Annotated in this window: 21 protein-coding genes; 11 read left to right on the forward strand and 10 right to left on the reverse strand. The window is 64.3% G+C overall.

Going from position 1 to position 24,364, the window contains the following annotated elements:
• Positions 1 to 57 precede the first annotated feature (57 nt).
• Both BLT98_RS17200 and BLT98_RS17205 read left to right on the forward strand, forming a co-directional pair.
• Positions 58 to 1,035 carry a DUF1852 domain-containing protein gene (locus BLT98_RS17200; protein ID WP_092609702.1) on the forward strand — a complete coding sequence of 326 codons (978 nt, stop codon included), beginning with the start codon at positions 58 to 60 and terminating at the stop codon, positions 1,033 to 1,035.
• 25 nt (positions 1,036 to 1,060) lie between these two features.
• Positions 1,061 to 2,089 (forward strand): methionine synthase, encoded by a 1,029-nt coding sequence (locus tag BLT98_RS17205; RefSeq protein WP_070257843.1) that lies wholly within the window; start codon positions 1,061 to 1,063, stop codon positions 2,087 to 2,089.
• A gap of 140 nt (positions 2,090 to 2,229) precedes the next feature.
• Here the strand turns inward: BLT98_RS17205 and BLT98_RS29685 are convergent, their stop codons facing one another.
• Positions 2,230 to 3,909, reverse strand: coding sequence for a methyl-accepting chemotaxis protein (locus tag BLT98_RS29685; protein WP_092609706.1), 1,680 nt, complete (start codon positions 3,907 to 3,909; stop codon positions 2,230 to 2,232).
• A gap of 268 nt (positions 3,910 to 4,177) precedes the next feature.
• Between BLT98_RS29685 and BLT98_RS17215 the strand changes: the two genes are divergently transcribed.
• Positions 4,178 to 6,607: a DUF3772 domain-containing protein gene (locus BLT98_RS17215; protein WP_092609709.1), complete on the forward strand. Its 2,430-nt coding sequence runs from the start codon at positions 4,178 to 4,180 to the stop codon at positions 6,605 to 6,607.
• Here BLT98_RS17215 and BLT98_RS17220 read toward each other — a convergent pair.
• A complete protein-coding gene (locus tag BLT98_RS17220; RefSeq protein WP_211614989.1) occupies positions 6,604 to 7,092 on the reverse strand; it encodes a DUF2938 domain-containing protein in 489 nt (162 codons plus the stop codon). The genes BLT98_RS17215 and BLT98_RS17220 overlap by 4 nt on opposite strands.
• A 59-nt stretch (positions 7,093 to 7,151) precedes the next feature.
• Between BLT98_RS17220 and BLT98_RS17225 the strand changes: the two genes are divergently transcribed.
• The 4 genes from BLT98_RS17225 to BLT98_RS17240 all read left to right on the forward strand — a co-directional run bounded on the left by BLT98_RS17225 (position 7,152) and on the right by BLT98_RS17240 (position 11,171).
• The gene (locus BLT98_RS17225) at positions 7,152 to 7,796 is read left to right on the forward strand and encodes an ArsR/SmtB family transcription factor (RefSeq protein ID WP_092609715.1); all 645 of its coding nucleotides are present in this window, start codon (positions 7,152 to 7,154) and stop codon (positions 7,794 to 7,796) included.
• Positions 7,796 to 8,308 carry a ClbS/DfsB family four-helix bundle protein gene (locus BLT98_RS17230; protein WP_092609718.1) on the forward strand — a complete coding sequence of 171 codons (513 nt, stop codon included), beginning with the start codon at positions 7,796 to 7,798 and terminating at the stop codon, positions 8,306 to 8,308. Before BLT98_RS17225 ends, BLT98_RS17230 begins: the two co-directional genes overlap by 1 nt.
• Positions 8,309 to 8,403: 95 nt before the next feature.
• Positions 8,404 to 10,119 carry an NAD+ synthase gene (locus BLT98_RS17235; RefSeq protein WP_092609721.1) on the forward strand — a complete coding sequence of 572 codons (1,716 nt, stop codon included), beginning with the start codon at positions 8,404 to 8,406 and terminating at the stop codon, positions 10,117 to 10,119.
• Positions 10,116 to 11,171 carry a bifunctional nicotinamide-nucleotide adenylyltransferase/Nudix hydroxylase gene (locus BLT98_RS17240; protein ID WP_092609724.1) on the forward strand — a complete coding sequence of 352 codons (1,056 nt, stop codon included), beginning with the start codon at positions 10,116 to 10,118 and terminating at the stop codon, positions 11,169 to 11,171. The genes BLT98_RS17235 and BLT98_RS17240 overlap by 4 nt, the downstream gene beginning before the upstream one ends.
• A gap of 24 nt (positions 11,172 to 11,195) precedes the next feature.
• Here the strand turns inward: BLT98_RS17240 and BLT98_RS17245 are convergent, their stop codons facing one another.
• Both BLT98_RS17245 and BLT98_RS17250 read right to left on the reverse strand, forming a co-directional pair.
• A complete protein-coding gene (locus BLT98_RS17245) occupies positions 11,196 to 12,011 on the reverse strand; it encodes a hypothetical protein (protein ID WP_092609727.1) in 816 nt (271 codons plus the stop codon).
• 115 nt (positions 12,012 to 12,126) lie between these two features.
• Positions 12,127 to 13,029: a LysR family transcriptional regulator gene (locus BLT98_RS17250; RefSeq protein ID WP_070282988.1), complete on the reverse strand. Its 903-nt coding sequence runs from the start codon at positions 13,027 to 13,029 to the stop codon at positions 12,127 to 12,129.
• A gap of 127 nt (positions 13,030 to 13,156) precedes the next feature.
• Here BLT98_RS17250 and BLT98_RS17255 point away from each other — a divergent pair, with 127 nt between their 5' ends.
• The 3 genes from BLT98_RS17255 (at position 13,157) to BLT98_RS17265 (ending at position 15,478) form a co-directional block, all read left to right on the forward strand.
• On the forward strand, positions 13,157 to 14,578 hold the full coding sequence (locus BLT98_RS17255) for an MFS transporter (protein WP_092609731.1): 1,422 nt from the start codon (positions 13,157 to 13,159) through the stop codon (positions 14,576 to 14,578).
• Positions 14,575 to 14,982, forward strand: a complete 408-nt coding sequence (locus BLT98_RS17260) for a hypothetical protein (protein WP_092609734.1) — start codon at positions 14,575 to 14,577, stop codon at positions 14,980 to 14,982. The genes BLT98_RS17255 and BLT98_RS17260 overlap by 4 nt, the downstream gene beginning before the upstream one ends.
• Positions 14,983 to 15,061: 79 nt before the next feature.
• Positions 15,062 to 15,478, forward strand: a complete 417-nt coding sequence (locus BLT98_RS17265; RefSeq protein ID WP_070257854.1) for a hypothetical protein — start codon at positions 15,062 to 15,064, stop codon at positions 15,476 to 15,478.
• Between the two features lie 22 nt (positions 15,479 to 15,500).
• On the opposite strand, the gene BLT98_RS17270 is transcribed toward BLT98_RS17265, so the two are convergent.
• Genes BLT98_RS17270 through BLT98_RS17290 form a run of 5 tightly spaced genes read right to left on the reverse strand, consistent with a single transcriptional unit; the run spans position 15,501 to position 22,229 of the window.
• Entirely contained in the window at positions 15,501 to 16,076 is a 576-nt protein-coding gene (locus BLT98_RS17270) for a DUF1349 domain-containing protein (protein ID WP_092609737.1), read from the reverse strand.
• A 25-nt stretch (positions 16,077 to 16,101) separates the two neighbouring features.
• Complete coding sequence (locus BLT98_RS17275) at positions 16,102 to 17,490, reverse strand: efflux transporter outer membrane subunit (RefSeq protein WP_092609740.1); 1,389 nt, start codon at positions 17,488 to 17,490, stop codon at positions 16,102 to 16,104.
• Entirely contained in the window at positions 17,487 to 20,579 is a 3,093-nt protein-coding gene (locus BLT98_RS17280; protein WP_070257858.1) for a MexW/MexI family multidrug efflux RND transporter permease subunit, read from the reverse strand. Before BLT98_RS17280 ends, BLT98_RS17275 begins: the two co-directional genes overlap by 4 nt.
• A 15-nt stretch (positions 20,580 to 20,594) precedes the next feature.
• Positions 20,595 to 21,695, reverse strand: a complete 1,101-nt coding sequence (locus BLT98_RS17285; protein ID WP_070282974.1) for an efflux RND transporter periplasmic adaptor subunit — start codon at positions 21,693 to 21,695, stop codon at positions 20,595 to 20,597.
• 51 nt (positions 21,696 to 21,746) lie between these two features.
• Positions 21,747 to 22,229, reverse strand: coding sequence for a DUF2165 family protein (locus BLT98_RS17290; protein WP_070257862.1), 483 nt, complete (start codon positions 22,227 to 22,229; stop codon positions 21,747 to 21,749).
• Positions 22,230 to 22,352: 123 nt separating this feature from the next.
• Between BLT98_RS17290 and BLT98_RS17295 the strand changes: the two genes are divergently transcribed.
• Complete coding sequence (locus tag BLT98_RS17295) at positions 22,353 to 23,012, forward strand: helix-turn-helix transcriptional regulator (protein WP_034782669.1); 660 nt, start codon at positions 22,353 to 22,355, stop codon at positions 23,010 to 23,012.
• Here BLT98_RS17295 and BLT98_RS17300 read toward each other — a convergent pair.
• Positions 23,009 to 24,280 carry an MFS transporter gene (locus BLT98_RS17300; protein WP_092609743.1) on the reverse strand — a complete coding sequence of 424 codons (1,272 nt, stop codon included), beginning with the start codon at positions 24,278 to 24,280 and terminating at the stop codon, positions 23,009 to 23,011. The genes BLT98_RS17295 and BLT98_RS17300 overlap by 4 nt on opposite strands.
• Between the last annotated feature and the right edge of the window lie 84 nt (positions 24,281 to 24,364).

The raw sequence follows: 24,364 nt of genomic DNA on the forward strand, positions 1-24,364 counted from the left end.
ACGACGCTCAGCCATCAACACATACATTATTCGCAAAAATCAGGACACCAGATCACCATGAGCAAAGATTTTATATTCAGTATCAAGAGCATTGTTTTCGATGAAAACTATCACCCATCGGACAATACGCGCCTGACGACCAATTTTGCCAATCTGGCCCGGGGAAACAGTCGCCAGGAAAACCTGCGCAATACCCTGAGGATGATAGACAACCGTTTCAACAACCTGGCGCATTGGGATAACCCGAACGGCGACCGCTATTCGGTGGAGCTTGAAATCATCTCGGTGGAGCTGAATATTGATGTCGAAGGCAGTAATATCCCGTTGATCGAGATCTTGAAACCGACCGTTATCGACAAAAAAACCGGTGAACGCATCGATGGGATCGCGGGGAATAATTTCTCTTCCTACGTGCGCGATTACGACTTCAGCGTGCTGCTGCCTGAGCATAACAACAATCAATCCACCTTCACGGCTCCCGACGATTTCGGCGATTTTCATGGCAAGCTGTTCCGGCACTTTGTCAAATCACGTACGTACAAAGAGCGCTTCAGCAAGCCGCCTGTCATCTGCATCAGCGCCTCGAGCAGCAAGGTCTATCACCGGACGGGGAATCAGCATCCCGTATTGGGCGTCGAGTATCAACAAAATGAATTTTCCTCGACGGATCAATATTTTGAAAAAATGGGCATGCAGGTTCGCTACTTCATGCCGCCAGATAGCGCCGCCCCCTTGGCGTTTTATTTCATCGGCGACCTGCTGGGCGACTACACCAATCTTGAGCTGATCGCCACCATCAGCACGATGGAGACGTTCCAGAAGATTTACCGCCCCGAGATTTACAACGCCAATTCGGCGGCAGGCAAGTCGTATCAGCCGAGCCTGAAGAACCAGGACTATTCATTGACGCAGATTGTCTATGACCGGGAAGAGCGCAGCCAGCTGGCAGTCAAGCAGGGCAAATATACGGAAGAGCATTTCATCAAGCCATACAAGCATATTCTTGAACAGTGGACTGCCAGTTACGCTCTCTGACCAACCAACACACGAAATCACCACCATGAAAAAATTATTGCCTACCTCGACCGCCGGCAGCTTGCCGAAACCATCCTGGCTTGCCCAACCTGAAAAACTCTGGTCGCCTTGGAAATTGCAGGACGAGGAATTAATCGAGGGCAAACAGGATGCCTTGCGTTTGTCACTGCAGGAACAGCAGCAGGCAGGGATCGATATCGTCAGCGATGGCGAGCAGACCCGTCAGCATTTTGTCACCACGTTCATCGAGCATCTGAGCGGCGTCGATTTTGACAAACGCGAGACCGTCAGAATCCGCGACCGCTATGATGCGAGTGTGCCGACAGTCGTTGGCGCGGTAAGCCGCCCGAAACCGGTGTTTGTCGACGACGCCAAGTTTTTACGCCAGCAAACCACGCAGCCGATCAAATGGGCCCTGCCAGGTCCGATGACGATGATCGATACGCTGTATGACAGCCACTACAAGAGCCGCGAAAAGCTGGCCTGGGAATTTGCCAAGATCCTCAATCAGGAAGCCCGGGAATTGGAGGCGGCCGGCGTCGACATCATCCAGTTTGACGAACCCGCGTTCAATGTCTTTTTTGATGAGGTGAATGATTGGGGGATTGCCACCCTGGAGCGGGCGATCGAAGGGCTCAAATGCGAAACGGCCGTGCATATTTGCTATGGTTACGGCATCAAGGCCAATACGGACTGGAAAAATACGCTGGGGTCCGAATGGCGTCAATACGAGGAATCTTTCCCCAAGCTGCAGAAATCGAATATCGACATCATCTCGCTGGAATGCCACAACTCGCGTGTTCCCATCGACCTGATTGAACTCATACGCGGTAAAAAAGTGATGGTCGGCGCCATCGACGTGGCAAGCAACACCATTGAAACGCCGGAGGAAGTGGCCAACACCCTGCGCAAGGCGCTGCGCTTTGTCGATGCCGACAAGCTCTACCCGAGCACCAACTGCGGCATGGCGCCCTTGTCTCGTCACGTAGCCAGAGGCAAACTCAATGCGCTCAGTGCTGGCGCAGACATCATCCGCAGAGAACTCTCGGCCTAGCCGCGCCGTGTCAAATTTGATTGTTGATTGACATGGATCAGATCGCGTAACAGGAAGCAGCCCATGCTGCACGCGTAACAGGAAGCAGCCCATGCTGCATGACGCCACAGGCGCCGAGAGGCACCTGTGGCGTTGCTGCCTTAGAACTCTTCCCAGTCGGATGACGCCGTGGCGGCAGGCGCAGCTTTCCTGGCCGTCGGCACGCGCAGGGCGACGGCTTGCTGGCGCGGTACGGTTGTCGCGGCGATTGCCGGCTTGCTTGCCGGTGCGCCGGCTTCCAGCTTGAAGGCGCTCACCACCTGCGCCAACGTAGCCGCCTGCTCCTGCATGGCAGCGGCGGCGGCCGCCGATTCTTCCACCAGGGCCGCGTTTTGCTGGGTGACGTTGTCCATCTCGCTGATGGCCTGGTTGATTTGCTCGATGCCGGCCGTCTGTTCCGCGCTGGCCGAGGTGATTTCTTCCATGATGTCGGTAACGCGGCGCACGCTGTCGACCAGGTCGCTCATGGTGTTGCCGGCCTGATGCACGAGCTCGCTGCCCGCCGCCACGGTCTGGGTCGAGTCGTCGATCAGGGTCTTGATTTCCTTGGCCGCGGCAGCGGAGCGGTGCGCCAGGCTGCGCACTTCCGTGGCCACGACGGCAAAGCCGCGGCCCTGCTCGCCCGCGCGCGCCGCTTCCACGGCCGCGTTCAAGGCCAGAATGTTGGTCTGGAAGGCGATGCCATCGATGACGCCGATGATGTCGGCAATCTTGTTCGACGAAGCGTCGATTTGCCGCATGGTCGCCACCACTTGCGCGATGACGGCGCCGCCGCGCTGCGCCACGCCGGAGGCCGTATCGGCCAGCACATGCGCCTGGCGCGCATTGTCGGCATTCTGCTTGACGGTCGAGGTCAGTTCTTCCATGGAAGAGGCTGTCTCTTCCAGCGAACTGGCTTGCTGCTCCGTGCGCGCAGACAGGTCCAGGCTGCCTGCCGCTACTTCGGACGAGGCCGATGCGATCGTTTCCGTGCCGGCGCGCACCGTGCCCACCGTTTGCGCCAGGTTGTCGTTCATGCGCTTGAGTGCCTGCAACAGTTGTCCCATTTCATCGCGCGAATGCACGGTGATCTGGCTGCGCAAATCGCCTGCGGCCACCGTGTTGGCCACCTGCAGCGCCGTGGTGACGGGGCCGGTGATCGAGCGCGTGATGCCATACGCCAACGCCGCCGCGATGGCCAGTGCCGCCAGCGACATGCCGATCAGCAAGCTGCGCGTATTGGCATAAGTGGTATTGGCGTTGTCGCCCGCCGTGTTGGCCAGGGTATTTTGCAAGCTGATCTGTTCAGCAATCAACTGTTTATAGACGAGCAATACGGGACGCAGCTGGCCGTACAGGTAGGCGCTGCTGTCGTCCGGCGTGCCGCTACGGATCAGTTCAAGCAAGGCTTCCTGCCCCTGCGCGTAGCGGGTGTTGGCCTCGTTCATCTTGGCCAGCAACGCGCGCTCTCGGTCGGAATCGAGCATGTTCGCGAGCTTGCCGAGATTACCGGCCGCCGCCTGGCGCGTAGCCAGGATGGCGTCCGTTTGTTTGCGCTGGTCGGCCGGATCGGCGCTGAGCATCATGTTGCGCAGCGCAATGGCGATATCGTTGATGTTGGCCGACACGCTGTTGGCGAGCTCGATCTTGGGCATGCTGTCATGCACGATATGGCCGGTGCCCTCGTTGATCTTGCCCAGCATGGCAATGCCCAGGCAAGAGATGATAATCAGCATGGCGCCGATGGTGCCAAAGCCTGTGGCGAGGCGTGTGCCGATGGTCAGGTGGGATAAAAACTTCATGGCTGTCTCAATACGGAGGGAATGGTGAAAAGGTCGGCGGCGTGCAGATGGCTGCCGCGCCGCCAAGCGGACGACGATCCTAGACCTTTTTGAATGATATTTCCATAGGGCAATATGCCTAGTTTCTCCCCGGGGCACACGCCAGTTCCGCCTGTCCTGCGGCTTGCCCGCGTTTTCAGCTATATTGGCAGGCACCTGCCGGGCAGCACGCCATGACTGGCGCTGCTGCCAATCCGGCCGTTTTTCTCATTTCCAGCCATAGGTCCGCATGACTTCTTTCCGTCTCCGTTTCTTCCCCTTCCTGTTGGCCTTGCTGCTGGCGTGCTCGCTCGCCCCGCCGCCCGCCTGGTCGCAGCCCGTCGATGACGCCGCCACGGCCGACCAGCGTCTCGATGGCTTGCGCAAGCAGATCACCGGTATCCAGAAGGCGCTCGATGGCGAGGCTGAACTCGATGATGCGACCCTGTCGCAGATGCGGGCTGATGCGCTGGCGGCCAGCGCCGAGGCGGACAAGGTGGCCGATGCGCTCGCGCCGACGCTCTCCAGCGTGCAGGCGCGGCTGGCCGAGCTGGGCAAGCCGGCGGCGGGTACGAAAGATGCGCCCGACGTGGCCGCGCAGCGCAGCCAGCTGGACCGCACCAGCAGCGCGCTCGATGCGCAAGTCAAACTGGCGCGCCTGCTGGCCGTGGAAGCGACGCAGGCCTCGGAACAGGTGTCGACGGTGCGCCGCGCCCAGTTGCAGGCGCGCCTGGGTGAGCGCACGGCTTCGATACTCGCCGGTTCGTTCTGGAAACAGCTGCATGCGGAATTGCCGCAGAACCTGCAGCGCTTGCGCGCGCTGGAGCTGGAATTGGCGAATGCGGCAGGCGCCACGCCGTGGTCGGCCTGGGGCGGCTTGCTGGCCGCCATCGTGGCCGTGATCGGCGCCAGCGTCTGGGCTTCGCGCTACTTGCTGGTGGTGACGTCCACGCGCGTGCCGCACGGCCGCTTGCGCCGTTCCCTGCATGCGCTGGCCGTGCTGGTGCTGGCGCTGGCCACGCCGGGCCTGGTGGCGGAATTGCTGGCCATGGGGCTGCGCTGGGAGGGCGGCCTGTCCGAAAAAACCTCGACTTTCCTCAGCAGCTTGATCGGCATCATCTGCTTTGCCGGTTTTACGGCGGGACTCGGCCACGCGCTGCTGTCGCCGCGCCGCGTGTCGTGGCGTCTGTTGCCCCTGCCCGATGCGCTGGCGCACCGCATGCGCAACTTCCCGTCGATGTTTTCCTTCATCGTCGTGCTCGTGTGGGCGACGGAACGGGTCACCATCGTCATCAATGCGGGCCTGTCGACGGCTGTGGCCGTCAACTGCATCGTCGCCCTGGTGATGAGCACGACCATCGCCTATGGCTTGATGCGCGCGGAGCGCTGCTGGCGCCAGTTGCGCGAGGCCGATCCGGCCACCCTGGTCACGCCCCTGTGGCTGCGCTGCGTCACGGTGCTGTTGTGGCTGGCGCTGGCGTCGAGCGTCATCAGCTTGTTGATCGGCTATGTGGCGTTCGGCAGCTTTGTCGCCAAGCAAATCGCCTGGGTCATCGTGGTGGTGTGCAGCACCTATCTGCTGACGGTGCTGGTGGACGATATCTGCATGCTGCTGGCCTCCACGCCACCGCCGCCGGACGCGGCCCATCCCGTGCTGGCCACGCCCAAGGCGCGCGACCAGGCGGCCGTGCTGCTGTCGGGTATCGGCCGCGCCATCGTCGTGCTGCTGGCCCTGATGCTGCTGCTGGCGCCGTTCGGTGAAGGTCCGGGCGAGCTGTTCCAGCGGGTCGGCAAGCTGCAGGATGGCCTGGCCATCGGCGAGGTGGCGATCCGCCCTGCCGCGCTGATCCAGGCCCTGCTGGTGCTGCTCGTTGGTTTTGTTGCGCTGGGCCTGTTCAAGCGCTGGCTGCAAAACAGTTATTTGCCGACCACTAATCTCGATACGGGCATGCAAGTGTCGTTCATCACCTTGTTCGGCTACATCGGCGGCGTGCTGGCCGTGGCGCTGGCCCTGTCGGCGGCCGGCATCGGCCTGGAACGCATCGCGTGGGTGGCGTCAGCCTTGTCGGTGGGTATCGGTTTTGGCTTGCAGGCGGTGGTGCAGAACTTCGTTTCCGGCTTGATTTTATTGGCCGAACGTCCTGTGAAAGTGGGCGACTGGGTGTCGCTGGGTGGCGTGGAGGGCGACATTCGCCGCATCAATGTGCGCGCCACGGAAATTCAACTGGGCGACCGTTCCACGGTGATCGTGCCGAACTCGGAATTCATTACCAAGACGGTGCGCAACGTGACTCTGGCCAATCCGCTGGGCCTGGTGCAGGTCAAGCTGCCGCTGCCGCTGGGCACGGATGCGCAGGCGGCGCGCGCGCTGATCCTGTCCGTCTTTGTCGACAATCCCGACGTGCTCGACACGCCGGCGCCCAGCGTGCAGCTCGATGGCATCGACAATGGCCTGTTGCTGTTCAACGCCACCGGCTTTGCTTCGTCGCCGCGCCTGACGTCGGGCATCCGCAGCGCGCTGCTGTTCGAACTGCTCAAGCGCCTGGACGAGGCGCATATCGCGATCGCCAAGCCCAGCACGATGGTGCTGAGCACGGTGCCGGCCCAGCCGGAGGCACCGGCCATGTCGGCGGTGGCAGCCGCACCGGCACCGGCTCCCGTGCCGCCGCTGACCTCCTAGCGGATCGTCGACCACAGCAGCGCCGCCAGGTACAGGCCGATGCCGAACGCCGTGTGGGCCATCAGGCTGCGCAGGCGGGCGGCCGTCGGATGCGGCGTCTTGCTGGCGGCCAGGCCGGCGCCCATGCCCGGCTGCAAGATGCAAAATGGCGCGGCCACGCTCAGCACACCCGCCAGCAGGGCCGGCGCGAACGTCGGCCCTTGCACCCATTCCTCTCCCACCAGCGCCAGCAGCACGGCCGCAAACAGCACGCCGATCACATAATGAAACGTCCAGCCCAGGATGGCTTCATCGCGCACGGGCGCGGCCTGGGCGATGTTGGTGTGGGTGAAGGTGCCGCGCGGCAGATGGCCCAGCCAGCGCCCCACCATCGCAAAGTTCAGCGAAGGAATGCACCAGTAGCGTTTTAACGCCACCGCCCACACATCCATCACCGCCGTCGCGCCCACGCCGATGGCCAGCGCATCGAGCCAGAGTATTTGCATTGCCGCTCCTAACATTCAATTAATTGCTTGAATGTTATAAGGGTGCTAGCATCGTGTCAATGAAAAATGCCGATATCGAATTTCTCACCGGTTCCGCCGGGTTTGCCCATATTTTAGGCAGTGCGCCGCGATTGCGCCTGCTCGAGCAGATCGCACATGGCGAATATGCGGTGGAGCAGCTGGTGGAGTTGACGGGCTTGTCCGTGGCGAATACGTCCCAGCATTTGCAGCAGTTGCGGCGCGCCGGTTTCGTGCAGGCGCGGCGCGACGGCAAGCGCGTGCTGTACCGGCTCGGCAGCGGTCCCATCGTGCAACTGCTGGCCGCGCTGGACGTGTATGCGCAGCATCAGCGCAGCGAGTTACAGGCGTTGGGTCGGGGCGACCACGTGGAAGCGATCACGGGCAATGAGTTGCTGGAACGCATGCACGAAGCGAGCATCACCGTGCTCGACGTGCGGCCCGCGCAGGAATTCGCTGCCGGCCACTTGCCCGGTGCGATCAATATTCCTTTTGATGACTTGCAGCGCCGCCTCGGCGAATTGCCCGCGAACGCAGAGATCGCCGCGTATTGCCGCGGCCCGTACTGCGTGCTGTCCGTGCAGGCTGTGGCGGCCCTGCGCCAGCACGGCTTGCATGCGCGCCGTCTCGGCAGCGGCTACGATGACTGGCAGGCGGCTGGCTTGCCGGTGAGCCGGGCGGCGTGATGGCGATCCCCGACAGCAAGCAGGAACTGGTCGAGGCGATTACCACCACGTATGCAAAATTGATGCAGGAGCTGGCGCGCGTGCCGCCCGCGCTGGCGCGGGAGCCCGTGCTGGAAGGACAAGTGGCGGGCACGCGCATGAGCGTGTGCGACCTGCTCGCCTATCTGGTGGGTTGGAACGAGCTGGTCTTGCATTGGCATGCGCAGCTGCGTGACGGCAAACGCATCGAGGATATCGCCTTTCCCGCCGAAGGTTTCACGTGGAACGCTCTGGGAAAATTGGCGCAGCGCTTCTATGCGGACTATGCTGAACTGGGCATGGATGACTTGCAGCAGCGCCTGGAACAGGCGAAGAACCAGCTGCTGGCGCTGATCGAGGCGCACGACGACGCGCAATTGTATGGCCAGCCCTGGTACACGCATTACACGATGGGACGCATGATCCAGTTCAACACGGCCTCGCCGTATGCGAATGCGCGCACGCGCTTGCGGGCCTGGTTGAAGACCTTGTAGCAAGCCGACCGGCAGGCTTGCACGATTGCATCAGTACGCTCAGGAAAATTTCAGGCAGGATAGTGGTTTCAAGCGCAACCGACTGAAGGAGCACCATGCTGACCATCGCCCTCGCCCAGATGAATCCCACCGTGGGCGATTTCGACGCCAATGTCGGCGCCATCATCGCGCGTATGGGCCGCGCCAGCAGCGATGGCGCCGACCTGCTCGTGTGCCCGGAACTGTCGCTGTGTGCGTATTATCCGGGCGACCTGTTCGAGGATGCCGCCTTCCTGCGCGACATGCAGCAGGCGCTCGATACGCTGCTGCAGGCGTCCACGCGCTGGCCGGCGCTGGTCACCGTCATCGGCACGGCGCGGCCCAATCCCGGCATCGGCAAGCCCCTGTACAACGCCTTGTTGGCGCTACGCGACGGGCGCATCGTGGCCGAATACTACAAGCAGCTGCTGCCCACCTACGGCATCTTCGACGAGGGGCGGCATTTCGAGCCGGGCCCGCCCGGCGCCTGCACCCTCGATATCGCCGGCCGCAAGGTCGGCTTCATGATTTGCGAGGATGGCTGGAACGACGATGGCCGCGCCTACGCCGTCAACCCGTTCGAGGCCTTGCACGCGGCGGGGCCCGACCTCGTCGTCAGCATCAACGCCAGCCCGTCCGACATCGGCAAGCGCGCGCAGCGCCACGCCGTGTTTGGCGCCGCCTGCGCGCGCGTCAAGCTGCCCCTGCTGTTCGTCAACCAGGTGGGCGGCCAGGACCAGCTCGTGTTCGACGGTGCCTCGTTCGCCATGTCGCCGAGCGACGGCGTGAAATTCGAGGCGGCCCGCTTCGTCGAGGATTTTCCCTTGCTGCGCTTTGCCGATGGCCGTTTTACGCGACCCGATGGATCGGTGTTTCCCGTGCCGGACCCGGACGGCATCCCCGCCGTGGAATTTGCGCGGCGCCAGATCGTGCTCGGTTTGCGCGACTATGCGCGCCGCTGCCGCTTCACGAAAGTCGTCGTCGGCTGCTCGGGCGGCATCGATTCTGCGCTGACCCTGGCCCTGGCCGTCGAGGCGCTGGGCGGCGACAACGTCGTGGGCATCACCATGCCGTCCGTGTTTTCCAGCGCCGGCTCCGTCACCGATTCCGTCGCCCTGTGCGCCAACCTCGGTATCGTCCTGCACACGCACCCGATACGCGACATCGTGGCGCAATACGAAGCCGGCTATGCCCAAGCCTTCGACCGCAAGCTGCAGGGGCTGCCGCTGGAAAACCTGCAGGCGCGCGTGCGCGGCACGATATTGATGGAATACTCGAACGCCTTCGGCGCCCTGCTGCTCACCACCGGCAACAAGAGCGAAATCTCGGTGGGCTACTGCACCCTGTATGGCGACACGAACGGCGGACTGGGACTGATCGGCGACCTGTATAAAACGGAGGTGTTCGCCCTGTCGCGCCACCTCAACGCCAGCGCCGGGCGCGAACTGATCCCCGTCGCCGTGCTGGAGAAACCCCCGTCGGCGGAACTGGCGCCGGGCCAGCGCGACACCGATAGCTTGCCGCCGTATCCCGTGCTCGATGAAATCTTGAAATGGCATATCGAGGGATGCCGCCTGCCGGCGGCTGAAAGTGCGCAGGCGCTGACCCTGGTCGACCAGCTGCGCGAGACGGACGAGGGCCGCGCGCTGGTGACGCGCATCCTCGGCATGGTCGCCCGCAACGAGTACAAACGGCGCCAGGCGGCTCCCATCATCCGCGTGCGTTCGCGCGCCTTTGGCAGCGGGCGCCAATTGCCGATCGCCGCCCACTACCCCACCGGAGACGACGCATGAGCTCATCCTATCCTGCCGACGCGGCCATCCTGATCGGCCGCTTCCAGCCTTTTCACCATGGCCATGCGGGCTTGTTGCAAAAGGCGCTGGCCACCGCCGCCAGCGTCGTGGTGGTGCTCGGTTCCGCCTTCCATGCGCGCAGCCCGAAGAATCCGTTTACGTGGCAGGAGCGGGCCGCCATGATCGCCGCCACCCTGCCCGAGGCGCAGCGCGCGCGCGTGCATTATGTGGCTGTGCGCGATTATTACGATGATGGCTTGTGGGCCGATGCCGTGCGGCGCGCCGTGGCGGGCGCCGTGCCCGCGGTGCAGCGCGTCACCCTGGTGGCCTGTTTCAAGGACGCCACCAGTTATTACCTGCACCACTTCCCGCACTGGCAGTTGCTCAACCTGGAGATCGATCCCGGTGCGCCCATCGGCGCGACGGCCATCCGCAACGTGCTGTTCGAAGCGGAAGACGTGGATGTGTCGCTGAGCGCCGTGGCGCAGCTGCTGCCGGCCGCCATAGGCCAGTATGTGAAGGCGTGGACCTTGTTGCCATGGTACGCGCCGTTGGTGCAGGAATACCGCGCCATCGAAGCGTATAAAGCGCGCTGGCGCGCGGCGCCGTATCCGCCCATCTTCACGACTGTCGACGCGCTGGTGCAGACGGGTGGCCACGTGCTGCTCGTGCGCCGCGGCGGCTATCCGGGCAAGGGCCTGTGGGCATTGCCCGGTGGCTTCCTGGAGCCGCGCGAACGCCTGCTGCAGGGCGCCCTGCGCGAACTGGCGGAAGAAACCCAGCTGGGCGTGCTGGCGCCCACCCTCGTCGAGGCGCTGGTCGGCGTGGCCGTGTTCGACCATCCGGACCGCAGCCAGCGCGGGCGCACCATCACGCATGCGCATTATTTTGACTTGAAGACGCGCCAGCTGCCGGCCGTGAAGGCGGCCGACGATGCGGCGCTGGCGCAGTGGGTGCCGGTGAGCGCCCTGCCGGCCATGGAAGAGCAGTTCTTCGAAGACCATTTTCACATCCTGAACCACTTCCTCAAGCTCACGCACGAGGGGCGCTGAGGGGGCTATCCCCCTCAGCGCGCATCAGGACGTGATGCGTTCCCAGCCATGTTTGACAGCCGCCTTGAAGTTGTCCCACGCTGATTGCGGATACGTGTGCTCCCACGTGGAACGCAGGTCCGCTTCCACGTCGTCCCACGGGCGGCCCCGGTAGCTGTCGCTGCTGGCCATCGAATGGCCATAGCGGTAGGCGGGATCGTAGTCCTCGAAGCGCGCGCCGGTGGCGACATAGGTGGCGCTCCAGTGGCTGCGGTAGTACTGCTCGTCGTCGTAGCTGGTGCCTGGCAGGTTGTCGGCGCTGGGGTAGCGGCGCGCGTTGGCGCCCGCGCCCGATGACGGCGGCGCCATGCCGCCCGCAAATTGCTGCGATGCCGCCGCTTCGTTCAGGTTGCCCTGCTGCGATGGCGCGCTGGATTGCATGCTGGCGCCCTGGCGCATTGCGCTGTCGTCGAGCGGCGCGCCTTGCCAGCCGCCGGCGCGCCAGTGGTCGGCGTGCGCATCGATGTCGAGCGGCGCGTAGCGCTCGACGAGGTCGGTGGCGCGCTGGATATCGGCGTCGCTTGCGCCTTCCAGTGTCAGCACGACATGTCCGCGCCGCACTGCTTCCGCATAGATGTGGCGGTCGGCGTGGCTGCCGAACAGATCCGTAAAGAAATGCTTGATATTGTCGAGCAGGCTGTCGCTGTCGTCGCGGCGGATGTTTTCCGTGGCGGAAAAGTCGTCACTGCCCGCATCGTGCAGGCGGATGCTGGCGCCGGGAAAGCCCGCCGTGATCAGGTCGTGCCGGGCGCGCTCGGCCATGTCGCGGACGGCGAAAACTGCTGCCAATGTATGTGCCATGATGGTCTCCAATCGGTGAACAACGTCCTTCCAGTGTAGGCCGTGAAAACCGAAAGGGGCGCTCGTTTGCCCCTTGGAAACCGTTGTCTTCGTCAAATATTGACGAAGTGAAATCTCAGTCCGGCGTGCCCACAAACGTGCGCAAAAAGTCGATAAAGGCGCGCACCTTTTCCGCGATATGCTGCGTGTTCGGATACACGGCATACACGCCCTGCTCCGGAAAGGCGACGTCGGGCAGCAGGCGGCGCAGGCGTCCCGCGCGCACTTCTCCTTCCACCTGCCATTGCGGCAGCAGGGCCACGCCGCAGCCGCCCAGGGCAAAGCCCAGCAGGGCCGAGGCGGAGTCGGAATGGATGGCGGCGTCGTCCTGCACGGCAAAGGCGGCGGGGCCATCGGGCGTGTGCACGTCCCAGCGCAGGGGCGTGCTGAGGCGGCTGTGCGCCAGCCAGCGCGCGCGCTGCAAGTCGGGCAAGGTGGCAATATCCCTGCCGGGCAGGCTGGCCAGGTAGGCGGGCGAGGCGACGGGCCAGATCGCATACGGCTCGATCAGCGCGGCGCGGTAGCTCGAATCGTTGAGTGAACCCATGCGGATGGCCAGGTCGTAGCCGCCCGAGATCAGGTCTTCATGCGACGACGACGAGGAATGCTGGATCTGCAATTGCGGGTGGGCGGCGGCAAAGGCGATCAGCGCGGGGATCACTGTGCGGCTGCCGTATTCGACGGTGGTGGTCAGGCGCAGGGTGCCGCGCAAGCCCTGGTGGCCCTGGCGCGCCGTTTCGATGGCGCCCTGCGCTTCGCTCAGCACGCGCTGGCAATCTTCGTAAAAGCGCCGTCCCACGTCGGTCAGCGCCAGGCTGCGCGTGCTGCGCGTCAGCAGCGACACGCCCAGCTCCGCTTCCAGCTGTTTCAAGTTAAAACTGACGACGGCCTTGCTCTGGCCCAGCACGGCGGCGGCGGCCGTCAGCGAACCGGCATCGACGATGGCGATGAAAATACCCAGGCGGTCAAGACTGATCATAAATAAGAATGAGTAAACATGCGGCTTCCAGCGGTTTGTCAAAATTTCTTTGACAGTGTAATCGGGGCTGGCCCGTTACGCAAATGGCGCTAGGCGCTTAAGCTGGCCGTTTGCCATTCGGAGCACCATGGACTATCGCAAAAAAGTGGCGGCCATCTATCTGCTGGGGTTTTTCGTCGACCTGATCAACATGTTCATCACCAGCGTCGCCTATCCCGACATCGGCCATGCCCTGCACGCCTCGGTGGCGCAGCTGGCCTGGATCAGCACGGCCTACATCCTCGGCCTGACCATCGTCATCCCGGCCAGCGCCTGGCTGGCTGCCTATTATGGCAGCAAAACCGTGTTCATGGCATCGTTGCTAACTTTTTTATGCGCCAGCATCGGCGCCGGCCTGGCGCCCTCGATCGAGGCGCTGATCGCCTGGCGCTGCGTGCAGGGCCTGGGTGGCGGCTTGCTGATCCCGCTGGGGCAAAGCATGACCTACCAGCTGTATCGGCCTGCCGAGCGTCCCGGCCTGTCCTCCGTCATCATGCTGGTGGGCTTGCTGGCGCCGGCCCTGTCGCCCGCCTTGGGTGGCGTCATCGTCGACAGCCTGTCGTGGCGCTGGATTTTTTACCTGAACGTGCCGTTTGCCGCACTGGCGCTGCTGCTGGCCGCCTGCTGGCTGCGTCCCGACCCGCCGCGCGCGGCCGTTCCGCGTCTCGACGTAGGCGGCCTGCTGGCGGGCAGCACGGCCATTTTGCTGCTGTTGCTGGGCTTGACGATGCTGGGCACGCCGGGCGAGCTGCTGGCCGGCGCCGGCGTGCTGGCGCTGGGCGCCGCCTGCGCATGGGTCTACGTGCGCGGCGCGCTGTGCAAATCGACGCCGCTGCTCAACCTGCGCCTGGCCGCCGAACCGCTGCTGCGCATTGCCATGCTGATGTATTTGCTGGTGCCGGGCGTGTTCATGGGCGTGAGCCTGCTGGCCATGCTGTATCTGCAGGGCGTGCTGGGCATGTCGGCGTCGACGGCGGGCGCACTGATGCTGCCGTGGGCGCTGGCCTCGTTTGCGGCCATCTCGCTCACCGGAAAAAGCTACCGCCGTGTGGGGCCGCAACCCCTGTTCATCTTTGGTGCGCTGCTGCAGGCGGCGGGCATGCTGATGCTGCTGCGGGTGGATGCGGCCGATCAGCTGTTCTGGCTGGCCGGCGCGTATGCCGTGATGGGCTTTGGCGGCGGTTTGTGCAGCAGCACGGCGCAAAGCACGGCGTTCTTGCGCACGCCCGACGCGCAGCTGAGCCAGGCCAGCGCCGTGTGGAATATCAACCGCCAGCTGGGCTTTTGCCTGGGCGTGGCGCTGCTCAGCGTACTTCTGAATGGCTTGCTGGCGGCGCAGGGCATCGCCACCCTGGACGACCCTGCCCTGCATGCGCGCGCGGCGCGGGTCTTTCACTGGTGCTTTGCGCTGGCCGCCGCCTCGTGCGTGCTGCCTCTGGCACTGTGCATGCGCATCGATAACCGTGCCGTTCTCGACCTTTTACATCACCATGGAGCAAGCAAAAAATGAAGACAACGAATCCCTGTTTTGACAATGTGTTATCCACGCATGTGCTGATCCGCGAATGGCTTTCCGGCGAGGCGACGGCGCCGGAACATTGCGCTGATTTGCTGGCGCGTTTTTCACCCGATTTCACGATGGTGTCGCCCGGTGGCAAGCAGCTCGATCATGCCGGCTTGACGGCGTTTTTTCAGGGCGCCGGCGGCAGCCGTCCGGGCCTGCTCATGCGTATTTCCGACCTGGCATTGATCCAGGACAGCGCCGCCGGCGCCACCGTGTCTTACCGCGAGTATCAATCGCTGCCCGGTGGAGAAAATACCGAGCGGCTGTCGACCGTCGTGTATGAGAAGACGCCGGCTGGTAGCCTGCTGTGGCGCCATTTGCACGAGACGTGGGTGGCGCGGGCGGATTGATCTTGCCACGTGGTGGCACGCGCGCTGCCTGAAGGACGATGCGCGTATCATGCGGTTCTTGCACTCGGAGAAAACAAAGATGCGCATAGATACGACATCGGACTCGCCAAGCTGGACCAAGGTCTTTGATATTGGTCATGAACTGCGGCAGCTTGGTCCTTTGATGGAAGAAAAATATCCTGATCTCGACTGGGAATTGTTTGTCTGCCTGCGCTGCGTGCCAAAAGACTTGCAGCGAAAAACATTCTGCCGCTATTACGCCAGCGACAACATGTTCGGCCTCGATATCGCCATGGACGAGGAAGACTTCGTGCCGGTGAAAAAAGACACGCCTGGGCAACGCAAATTGATCGGCACCGCTTTCTTCACTTTTTTTGCCGCCAGCATCCGGAAATACGAGAAAAAACTCCCGGGACTCCAGCCCGTTTCAGCCCAACTGATCGCCGATGTGCGGCAGTGGTGCATCGATAATCAGTGGACGGATTCCGCCGTCTGATCCGCCATGCACACACGGGCACTCAAGTGAGGTCGTGCAAGTCCTTGCGCTGGGCCGGGCCCACCGTAAATTGCGAAAACGCGACCTCGAGGCCGGCGCGTTCCGGCGTGCAGCACATGGGCCCGACAAGGTAGCTGCTGGCCTCGGGAAATGGCGCCAGGCGCAGCAGCGGCCACAGCTTGCCATCGGTCGAATACTGCACCCGGATCACGCCCTTTTCCACCGTCACGCGCAGCCAGAAACCGTCCGGCATGGCGGGAGCGATGCTGACGGCCCAATCCGATGTGTCCACCGTCAGCACGGTGCTCAACAGTAACTGGCCGTCGGAAAACTCGACGCCGCATTTGATCCAGTTTTCCGCATCGATGCGCACCATCATTCCCGCCTGGTCGTACAGCGCTGCGTACTGCGCCGCCACATGCAGCTGCGCCGTGAAATCGCCCTCGATTTGCGTGCCGAAAAAATGGCCGCTGTCGCGGATAAACCCATACGCGGTCTTGCGCCAGAAATCCGTGTTGGCATCCGTCGTCACGCGCAATTGCGCGCCGTCGGCGGACCAGTTTTCCGGTGGATTGAGCCAGCTGCCTTGCGTGAACATTGCGTGCCTTTCCGAGCTAAAAAGATCACATAGTTTGCCCCCATCCCAGCGCCTTGTACAGGGCAATCGCATCGATATAGGACGCCGTTTCCGCCAGCAGCGCTTCGCGCCGGATATCGTACAAGGCGCGCTGGTTTTCCAGCACGGCCTGGTAGCTGCCGGAACCACCCTGATAGCGCGTGCTGGCGATGCCGAGGGCCGCGTTGCCGTGGCGCGCCGATTCCAGCAGGGAAGCCAATCGCGTCTGGTTTTGCGCCAGCTGCGTGACGGCATTTTCCACGTCTTCCTGCGCCAATAACATCGTTTGTTCATAGCGCGCCAGCGCGCTCTGCGCTTCGGCCTGCGTGCCGCGCAAGCGCGCCTTGACGCTGCCGAGGCGGAAGGCCGGATAGCTGATGGAGGGCGCCACCTCGAAGGCGCGCGCGCCGCCGTCGAACACGCCGCTGCCGCGCAGCGCAAAGAAGCCCAAAAAGCCGCCCAGGCTCAGGCGCGGATACAGGTCGGCCGTGGCGGCACCCACGTCTTCGCTGGAAGCGGCCAGCAGGCGCTCGGCGCGCACCACGTCGGGACGCTGCTTGATCAGGCGGTTCACATCGCCGAGCGGCAGCTGGCCCGCCAGCGGCGCTTCCTGGCGCGGCATGGTCGCCAGCGAAATGGCGCCCGGCGCCTGGCCGCTCAGCACATCGAGCCGGTACTGCGCCTGGCGCAAGCCCGCCTGCAAGGGCGGCAGCATCGCCTCGCTGCGGGCCAGGTTGGCCAGCGCGTTGTGGCGCTCTTCCGGCAAGCCGCTGCCGGCACGGATGCGCGCATCGATCAGGGCGACGGTGTCGCGCCAGCTGTGCACCTGCGCCTGCGTCAGCGCCAGGTTTTGCTGGTAGCCCAGCGCCTCGTAGTAATTGCGCGCCACCTCGGCGGCGATCGTCAGCTGCACTTGCCGCAAGTCCGCCTGCACCGCCTCGGCGCGCGCCTGCGCCGAGCGGCTGATATGGGCCAGGCGGCCGAACAGGTCGATCTCCCATTGCGCGTCGAACCCTACGCGCGTGCTGGCGCTGGCGGCGCGGCTATCGGGTGTGTCCTGTCGCACCTGGCGTTGCCAGCCCGCCTGGCTGGTGACGGCAGGCAGCTCATCGAGCCGGCGCTCGTCGAAGACGGCGCGCGCGGCCAGCAGGTTCGCTTGCGCCTGGACGATATCGAGGTTGTGTTCGAGCGCGCTGGCGATCAGCTGCGACAGGCGCGCATCGTCGAAAAACGTCCACCAGGCGGCCTCGCTGACGGCGCTCGCACCGGGGGCGAATTGCGCCTGCTGCGGGCTGGCCAAAGTGATGGCGGGCGTACCCGGCGTGACATAGGCGGGGCTGACGGCGCAGCCGGCCAGCAGGGGGAAAAGGGAGGCAAGATAGCGGTAATTTTTCATGGGGATTCCTTCAGCGCCTGGGACAGGTCGCGCGCGCGCGGTGTGGCATGGTCGGCCGTGTGGCGGCGGGCCAAAAAGGTGTACACGGTGGGCAGCACGAACAGGGTGAAGAAGGTGCCGATCAACATGCCCGAGACGATCACCACGCCCAGCCCGAAGCGGCTGTTGGCGCCGGCGCCGGAAGCGAACAGCAGCGGCACCAGGCCCACCACCATGGCGGCCGTCGTCATCAAAATGGGGCGCAAGCGGATCTGCGCCGCCTTGCGGATGGCCGTGATGCGGTCGAGCTGTTCATGTACCTGCAATTCGTTGGCAAACTCCACCATCAGGATGCCGTGCTTGCTGATCAAGCCGATCAGGGTCACGAGGCCGATTTGCGTGTAGATGTTGACGGTGGCGTAGCCGAGCGCCAGCGGAATCAGGGCGCCGCAGATCGACAGCGGCACGGTGATCAGGATGATCAGCGGGTCCGTCAGGCTTTCGTATTGGGCCGCCAGCACCAGGTAGATGACGACGACGGCCGCGAGGAAGGCCAGCAGCAGGGCATTGCCTTCCGTGGCGAACTGGCGCGCATCGGACTGCCAGTCGTAGCTGAAGCCCGGCGGCAGGGTCTTGGCGACACCATCGAGGAAGGCCACGGCGTCGCCCAGGGTCACGCCCGGCGCCGGCACGCCCTGGAAGGTGGCCGCATTTTGCTGGTTGAACTGGGTCAGCATGTTCGGCTCGATCTGTTCCGTCACGGACACCACGGCGGACAGGGGCAGCAGGCTGCCGTCGTCGGCGCGTACGTACTGCTGCGTCAGGGCTTGCGCCGTCAATCTCTGTTCGCGCGGGCTTTGCGCGATGACGTCGTAGGCGCGGCCATCCATGCCGAAGCGGTTCAAATAATTCTCGCCCACCAGCACGGCCAGCGATTCGCCGATGTCCTGCATGCGGATGCCCAGGCTGTTTGCCTTGGAGCGGTCCACGCGTACTTTCACGACGGGGTTGTTGTAATCGAGGTCGCTGTCGACGACGGCAAACAGGCCGCTGTCGCGTGCGCGCTGCTTGACGTCTTCCATGGTGCGGAACAGGGTGGCGTAATCCTGCGCGCTGCGCAAGACCATCTGCACGGGCAAGCCGCCGCTTGATCCCGGCAAGGGCGCCAGCTGGAAGGCGAAGATGCTGGTGCCTTCCACGTCGCCCACGGCGTGCTGCAATTCCGCCTGGATGACGGCCGCATTGCGCGAACGCTCGGCCCACGGCGTCAGGTTGATGCCGCCGATGCTAGACGCAGGCCCCTCGCCGCCGTTGATGATCCAGCGCGAGTCCGTTTCGGGGATATTCTTGTAGATGTCATCGAGCTTGTAGGAAAAGCGTTCCACGTAATCGAGGTTGGCATGCTGCGGCGCCTTGATCGCCGTCAGCACGCTGGCCTGGTCTTCCGCCGGCGCCAGTTCGCGCTGCGGCAGCAGGTACAAAAACGGCAGACTGACCATCACCAGCGCGGCGAAACCGGCGCTCAGCCAGCGGTGGTGCAGGGAGCGGTCCAGCAGGCGCGCATAGCGCGAGGTCAAGCCTTCGAAGAAATGCTCGGCGGCGCGCGCCATGCGCCCTTCCGTCTGTTTCGGCTGCAGCAGCAGGGAGCTCATTACGGGAGACAAGGTCAGCGCCACCACGCCCGACACCACCACGGCGCCGGCCAGGGTCAGCGCAAATTCCTTGAACAGCGCGCCAGTCAGTCCCCCCATCATGCCGATCGGCGCATACACGGCAGCCAGGGTGATCGTCATGGCGATGACGGGGCCGGCCACTTCGCGCGCGCCCACCAGGGCGGCCGCCACGGGCGTCTTGCCTTCCTCGATATGCCGGTGCACGTTTTCCACCACGACGATGGCGTCATCGACCACCAGGCCCACGGCCAGCACCATCGCCAGCAAGGTGAGCAGATTGATGCTGAAACCGAAGGCCAGCATCAGCGCCGCCGCGCCCAGCATCGACAGCGGGATGGTCACGACGGGAATCAGCACGGAGCGCAGGGAACCCATGCACAGGTAGATGACGATGACGACGATGAGCAGCGCTTCGAGCAGCGTATGCGCCACCTCGTCGATGGACGACTGGATGAAGCGCGCCGTCTCGAATGCCAGCTCGACCTTCACGCCGGGTGGCAGGGTTTTCTGGATTTCAGGCAGCAGCTTCTTGATGCCGTCGACGATCACCAGCGGGTTGCCGCCTGGCGTGGGCGACAGGCCCAGATACACGGCCGGCACGCCGTCCATGATGCCGCTCGTCTCCGTGGCGGCCGCGCCCAGTTCCACCGTGCCCACATCCTTCAGGCGCACCAGGGCAGCACTGTCATCGCCGCCCTTGCGGATGACCATGTCGCGGAACTCCGCCACGCTGGTCAGGTCCGTGTTGACGCTGATGTTCGAGACGACGAATTGTCCTTTCACCTTGCCGGGCGCCGCCTGGTAGTTATTGCGCCGCACGGCGTCGGCCACGTCGGCCGCCGTCAAGCCGCGCGCGGCCAGCTTGGCCGGATCGATCCACAATCGCATGGCCAGCTGCTGGCCGCCATACACGTCGACCTTGGCCACGCCGTCGATGGTGGCGAACATCGGTTGTACCACGCGCGCCAGGTAGTCCGTCAGCGCGGGCGCGGACACGCTCTCGCTGGCAAAGCCGACATAGGCGACGGCCGAGGAATCGCCGGCCGAGCGCTCGATGACGGGGTCAAACGCGCCTTCGGGCAGCTTGTAGCGCACCTGGTTGACCTTGGCCATGACTTCCGTCAGCGCCTGCGTGGAATCGCGGTTCAGCTCCATGCGCACGGTGACCGTGCTGCTGCCCTGCACCGACGACGAGGTCAGGTAATCGATGCCTTCCACCGACGATACGGCTTGCGCAATCGGCTGCGTGACAAAACCCTGCATCAGTTCCGCCGAGGCGCCCGGATACGTGGTTTTCACCGTGATGGTGGACGATTCGAGCATCGGATATTGGCGGATCGGCAGCTGCAGGATGGCGATCACGCCCAGCATCAGGATCAATGTGCTGATCACCAGCGCCAGCACGGGGCGGCGTACGAATAAATCGGTAAATTTCATGGTGATGGCCTTCCCTTACGAGCCGGCCTTGGGCGCGGCGCGCTTGGCCTCGTCCAGGGTATTGGCCACGGCTTGCACTGCCATGCCGTCGGCCAGTTTCAGCTGACCCGAGGCGACCACCCGCTGGCCTTCGCGCAAGCCATCAAGAATGGCGACCCGGCCCCCGGCCCGTTCGCCCAGTTTCACGCCCACGCGCTTGACGGTGAGCGGCTGTTTTCCTTCCTGCTGCGCGACGAACACGGTGTCGCCATACGCGCTGTAGGTCACCGCCGTTTCCGGCACCGTCAGTTGCTGGCCTGCCTCGCGCGCCACGCGCACATTCGCGTACATGCCCGCTTTCAGCGCGCCGCGGGGATTGCTCAATGCCGCCTGTACCTGCACCATGCGCGAGCGGGCGATCAGCGGGTCGATGGCGTTGATCTTCGCCGTGAAGATGTCATCGGGATAGGCGTCCACCAGCACTTGCACGGCCTGGCCTGGCGCCAGCTTTGCGCTGCTCTGTTCATCGAGGGCGAAGTTCACCATCAGCGACTTCGTGTCGATCAGGCTGGCCACCGTGTCGGCCGCGTTCAGGTACTGGCCCGCGTGCACCTTGCGGATGCCCAGCTGCCCGGCGAACGGCGCGCGGATGGTCTTTTGCGCGATCAGCGCTTCCGTCTGGCGCACGTCGCCCAGGGCTGCGTCGCGCGCGGCCAGGGCCGTGTCGAGCTGCTCCTGCGTGGCCGCCTTTTCCTTCACCATCTGCACCGTGCGGGCATGGCTGCTTTCCGCGTTTTTCAGCTGCGCGCGCTGGCGCAGCAGGGCCGCCTGTTCCGGTGCGTCATTCAGCTGCACCAGGATGGCGCCGGCGGGCACGGTCTGGCCCGACTCGAAGCGGATCTGCGTGATGCGCCCGCCCGCCTCAGCCGCCACCTGCACCTGGCGCGCCGCTTCCAGTTCGCCCACGCCGGCGAAGTAGCGTTCCTGCGTGCCCAGCATGACGGGTACCAGCGCCACCTTGGTGGCAGGATAGGCGGCGGCGTCGGCCGCATGCGAGTCGGCACGCGGATACAGCGCGGCACCGGCGACGGCCAGGGTGATGGCCAGCGCGGAGGCGCCGACGATTTTCGTATTCATGATGAAGTCCTTTACTGCAGTCAAAGGGAGAAGAGGCGCAGCGGAGGCTGATCAGGTCCGCTGCGCGTTGAAAAGTACAAACAGGGCGATAGTCCACAGCAGCAGCACCAGATGCGTCGTCTGCAAGCCTTCCTGTGCGATCCAGTAGCCGAACCACAGGCCGCCCAGGTGCATCAGCAGCAAAAATGCGGCCATGGCGCACAAGGCCAGATTTAGCCAGGGCAAGGCAGCGGCCAGGCCGTCGCCGGCAAACAGCGCCACGCCCGTCCAGGCGGCGATGGCGGCCAGCAGTTGCAGCGTCAGCACCACGCCCAGCGACAGCCGATGCAAGCTCAAGGATGTGAGCGCGCGGCGCAGCAGCGGTGTCTGGATGGTCGGGTCCTGGCGCAGCGGGTCCATGCGCATGGTGTTGCCGATGGCCCAGACGGAGCCGTGGAAGGCGTGCAAGTTGTTGATGGCGGCCAGGGTGAGCCAGATGGCCAGGCCGGTAGCGAGGATGGCGTGAAACAGCCAGATGGAGTGCTGCAGCTGCATGGGATTCCAGTCCAAAGAGTGTCTTGCTGGCACGCGGACGTGGAAACTCCTCGACAGCGGGGAGCTACCGGCCTATTATGCAAGCAATTAGTTGGTTAACTGGCCCCATGATAGTTGAGTGAAATGAATTACACAAGTAAACGTTTGGATAATAGCGAAGCGCCGCAAACGACGGAGCGCATCCTGTATTTCATCAAGACCAAGGGACCCGTCTCCACGGCAACCCTGGCCAAGACGCTGGACATGACGGGCGAGGCGGCGCGCCAGCAAGTGCAAAAGCTGGTGGCGGCGGGCCTCATCGAGGGGCGCCAGGAAGCGCAGGCGGGCGCCGGCCGGCCGCGCCAGAACTGGGTCTTGACGGAGGCGGGCAATGCGCGCTTTCCCGACACGCATGCGCAGCTGACGATCAAGCTGATCGGCTCGGTGCGCCAGCTGTTCGGCGAAGCGGGGCTGGATAAACTCATCACCCAGCGCGAGGAGGAAAGCCGCAGCGCGTATGCGTTGGCGTGCTCGGCGCCGGATTTGCCCACGCGCTTGCAGCAGCTGGCGGCCGTGCGCGATGAAGAGGGCTATATGGCGCGCGTGGAAGCGGACGGCGACGACTGGCTGTTGATCGAAGACCACTGCCCCATCTGCGCCGCCGCGCGCACCTGCCAGGGCTTTTGCCGCTCCGAATTGCAGCTGTTCCAGGAAGTGGTGGGGCCAGGCGCCAGCATTGTGCGCGAGCAGCATGTGCTGGCCAATGCCATGCGCTGCGTCTACCGCATTTCTGTCTTGCCCTAAGCCTTGGGAAACAGGGGCCAGGTGCACAGCGCCACCAGCCCCGCCAGCCACCACACGACGGGCCAGCTGCTGGCCGCCAGCAGGTGCGGGATGGCGATCGGCGTAAGGAACAGCCCCACGTAGACCGCCGTGTTTGCCATGCCCAGGGCCGTGCCCGCGTTGGCGCCGCCCGCTTCCGTGGCCAGCTCCGTGTAGGCCACGCCATGCCAGGCGGATACGGCGATGCCGGCAGCCACCACGGCGGCCATCAACAGCCAGCCCGGCGCGTCCAGCCAGGCGATGCATCCAAGCACAATGAACGAGGCCAGCGCCACCAGGGCCGAGCCGCGCAGCCAGGCGGGCCGGTTCGCGTGGCGGTCCGTGTGGCGTCCGCTCCAGATGCGCATCACCATGGCGCCCGCCTGCAGGGCCACCATCACGGCCGTGATGGCCGCCAGGCCCAGGTGGCCATGGTCGTGCAGGAACACGGTGGCGAAGCTGAGCACGGCAAATTGCGGCACGCACAGCAAGCCGATAGCGGCCACCATGCGCCAGACTTTACGATTCCGCAAGGGCGGCGCAGGCTTGACCTCCATCAGGCCCGTGGACGCGTTGTGCGGCCCCGTGGCAGCCTCGGCAGAGAAATCGGGCTCATGCATCCAGCGCCACGTAAAAAACGCCGACAGGGCGCATACGAGGGCCAGGGCGCCAAACACGGGCATGAAGCCATAGCGCGATGCCAGGCTGGGCAGGACGAGGGCGCCGAGGCCGCCGCCCAGGGGCACGGCCGTCTGGCGGATGCTCATGGCGAAACCCCGTTCGCCGGCGCCGAACCAGCGCATCACGGCGCGCCCGCTGGCGCCATTCACGCTGCCGCCCAGCACGCCGACCAGCGCCAGCCCGGCCGCCAGCGCCCATAGCGGCGGCACAGACCCGTCAGCGGGCGTGATCCATAGCAGCAAGGTCAATAGGGCCAGCATGGTGCCCAGCAAGCCCGTCAGCAGCACGGGGCGGTCGCCCCAGCGGTCGGTGGCCATACCCCATGGCAATTCGGTCAGGGCCACGCCCAAGCCCATGGCGCCCAGCGCCACGCCCAGTTCCGTATTGCTCAGGTGATAGCCGCTGCGCAGCCAGATGGCCGTGGTGGGCATGCCGTTGGCGGCGGCGGAAAAGCTGGCATTGGCGGCCACGCCGACGGCCAGCACCTTCCAGCGGTGGGCATTGCCCAGCGCGGGCGCGGTGGCGGGGACAGGAACAGGAACAGGAACGGTTGGGCAGCTGGTGGTCATGGCAGGGACGGGAAAGTGGTTGACCCTGACAGTGTTGCGCAGTACGATCGTTCTGAATATCAGATAATTTACCAGTCACCATCC

It is taken from the genome of Janthinobacterium sp. YR213, from assembly GCF_900099875.1.
GTDB classification, from domain to species: domain Bacteria; phylum Pseudomonadota; class Gammaproteobacteria; order Burkholderiales; family Burkholderiaceae_D; genus Janthinobacterium; species Janthinobacterium lividum.

Excerpts from the sequence above, each read along its gene's own strand:
- BLT98_RS17250 (WP_070282988.1), bottom strand. The coding sequence starts at position 13,029 with ATGATCAGTCTTGACCGCCTGGGTATTTTCATCGCCATCGTCGATGCC.
- BLT98_RS17200 (WP_092609702.1), top strand. The coding sequence starts at position 58 with ATGAGCAAAGATTTTATATTCAGTATCAAGAGCATTGTTTTCGATGAA.
- BLT98_RS17230 (WP_092609718.1), top strand. The coding sequence starts at position 7,796 with ATGGCGATCCCCGACAGCAAGCAGGAACTGGTCGAGGCGATTACCACC.
- BLT98_RS17280 (WP_070257858.1), bottom strand. The coding sequence starts at position 20,579 with ATGAAATTTACCGATTTATTCGTACGCCGCCCCGTGCTGGCGCTGGTG.
- BLT98_RS17260 (WP_092609734.1), top strand. The coding sequence starts at position 14,575 with ATGAAGACAACGAATCCCTGTTTTGACAATGTGTTATCCACGCATGTG.
- BLT98_RS17300 (WP_092609743.1), bottom strand. The coding sequence starts at position 24,280 with ATGACCACCAGCTGCCCAACCGTTCCTGTTCCTGTTCCTGTCCCCGCC.
- BLT98_RS17290 (WP_070257862.1), bottom strand. The coding sequence starts at position 22,229 with ATGCAGCTGCAGCACTCCATCTGGCTGTTTCACGCCATCCTCGCTACC.
- BLT98_RS17285 (WP_070282974.1), bottom strand. The coding sequence starts at position 21,695 with ATGAATACGAAAATCGTCGGCGCCTCCGCGCTGGCCATCACCCTGGCC.
- BLT98_RS17265 (WP_070257854.1), top strand. The coding sequence starts at position 15,062 with ATGCGCATAGATACGACATCGGACTCGCCAAGCTGGACCAAGGTCTTT.
- BLT98_RS17295 (WP_034782669.1), top strand. The coding sequence starts at position 22,353 with ATGAATTACACAAGTAAACGTTTGGATAATAGCGAAGCGCCGCAAACG.
- BLT98_RS17215 (WP_092609709.1), top strand. The coding sequence starts at position 4,178 with ATGACTTCTTTCCGTCTCCGTTTCTTCCCCTTCCTGTTGGCCTTGCTG.
- BLT98_RS17205 (WP_070257843.1), top strand. The coding sequence starts at position 1,061 with ATGAAAAAATTATTGCCTACCTCGACCGCCGGCAGCTTGCCGAAACCA.
- BLT98_RS17235 (WP_092609721.1), top strand. The coding sequence starts at position 8,404 with ATGCTGACCATCGCCCTCGCCCAGATGAATCCCACCGTGGGCGATTTC.
- BLT98_RS17240 (WP_092609724.1), top strand. The coding sequence starts at position 10,116 with ATGAGCTCATCCTATCCTGCCGACGCGGCCATCCTGATCGGCCGCTTC.
- BLT98_RS17225 (WP_092609715.1), top strand. The coding sequence starts at position 7,152 with ATGAAAAATGCCGATATCGAATTTCTCACCGGTTCCGCCGGGTTTGCC.
- BLT98_RS29685 (WP_092609706.1), bottom strand. The coding sequence starts at position 3,909 with ATGAAGTTTTTATCCCACCTGACCATCGGCACACGCCTCGCCACAGGC.
- BLT98_RS17245 (WP_092609727.1), bottom strand. The coding sequence starts at position 12,011 with ATGGCACATACATTGGCAGCAGTTTTCGCCGTCCGCGACATGGCCGAG.
- BLT98_RS17270 (WP_092609737.1), bottom strand. The coding sequence starts at position 16,076 with ATGTTCACGCAAGGCAGCTGGCTCAATCCACCGGAAAACTGGTCCGCC.
- BLT98_RS17220 (WP_211614989.1), bottom strand. The coding sequence starts at position 7,092 with ATGCAAATACTCTGGCTCGATGCGCTGGCCATCGGCGTGGGCGCGACG.
- BLT98_RS17275 (WP_092609740.1), bottom strand. The coding sequence starts at position 17,490 with ATGAAAAATTACCGCTATCTTGCCTCCCTTTTCCCCCTGCTGGCCGGC.
- BLT98_RS17255 (WP_092609731.1), top strand. The coding sequence starts at position 13,157 with ATGGACTATCGCAAAAAAGTGGCGGCCATCTATCTGCTGGGGTTTTTC.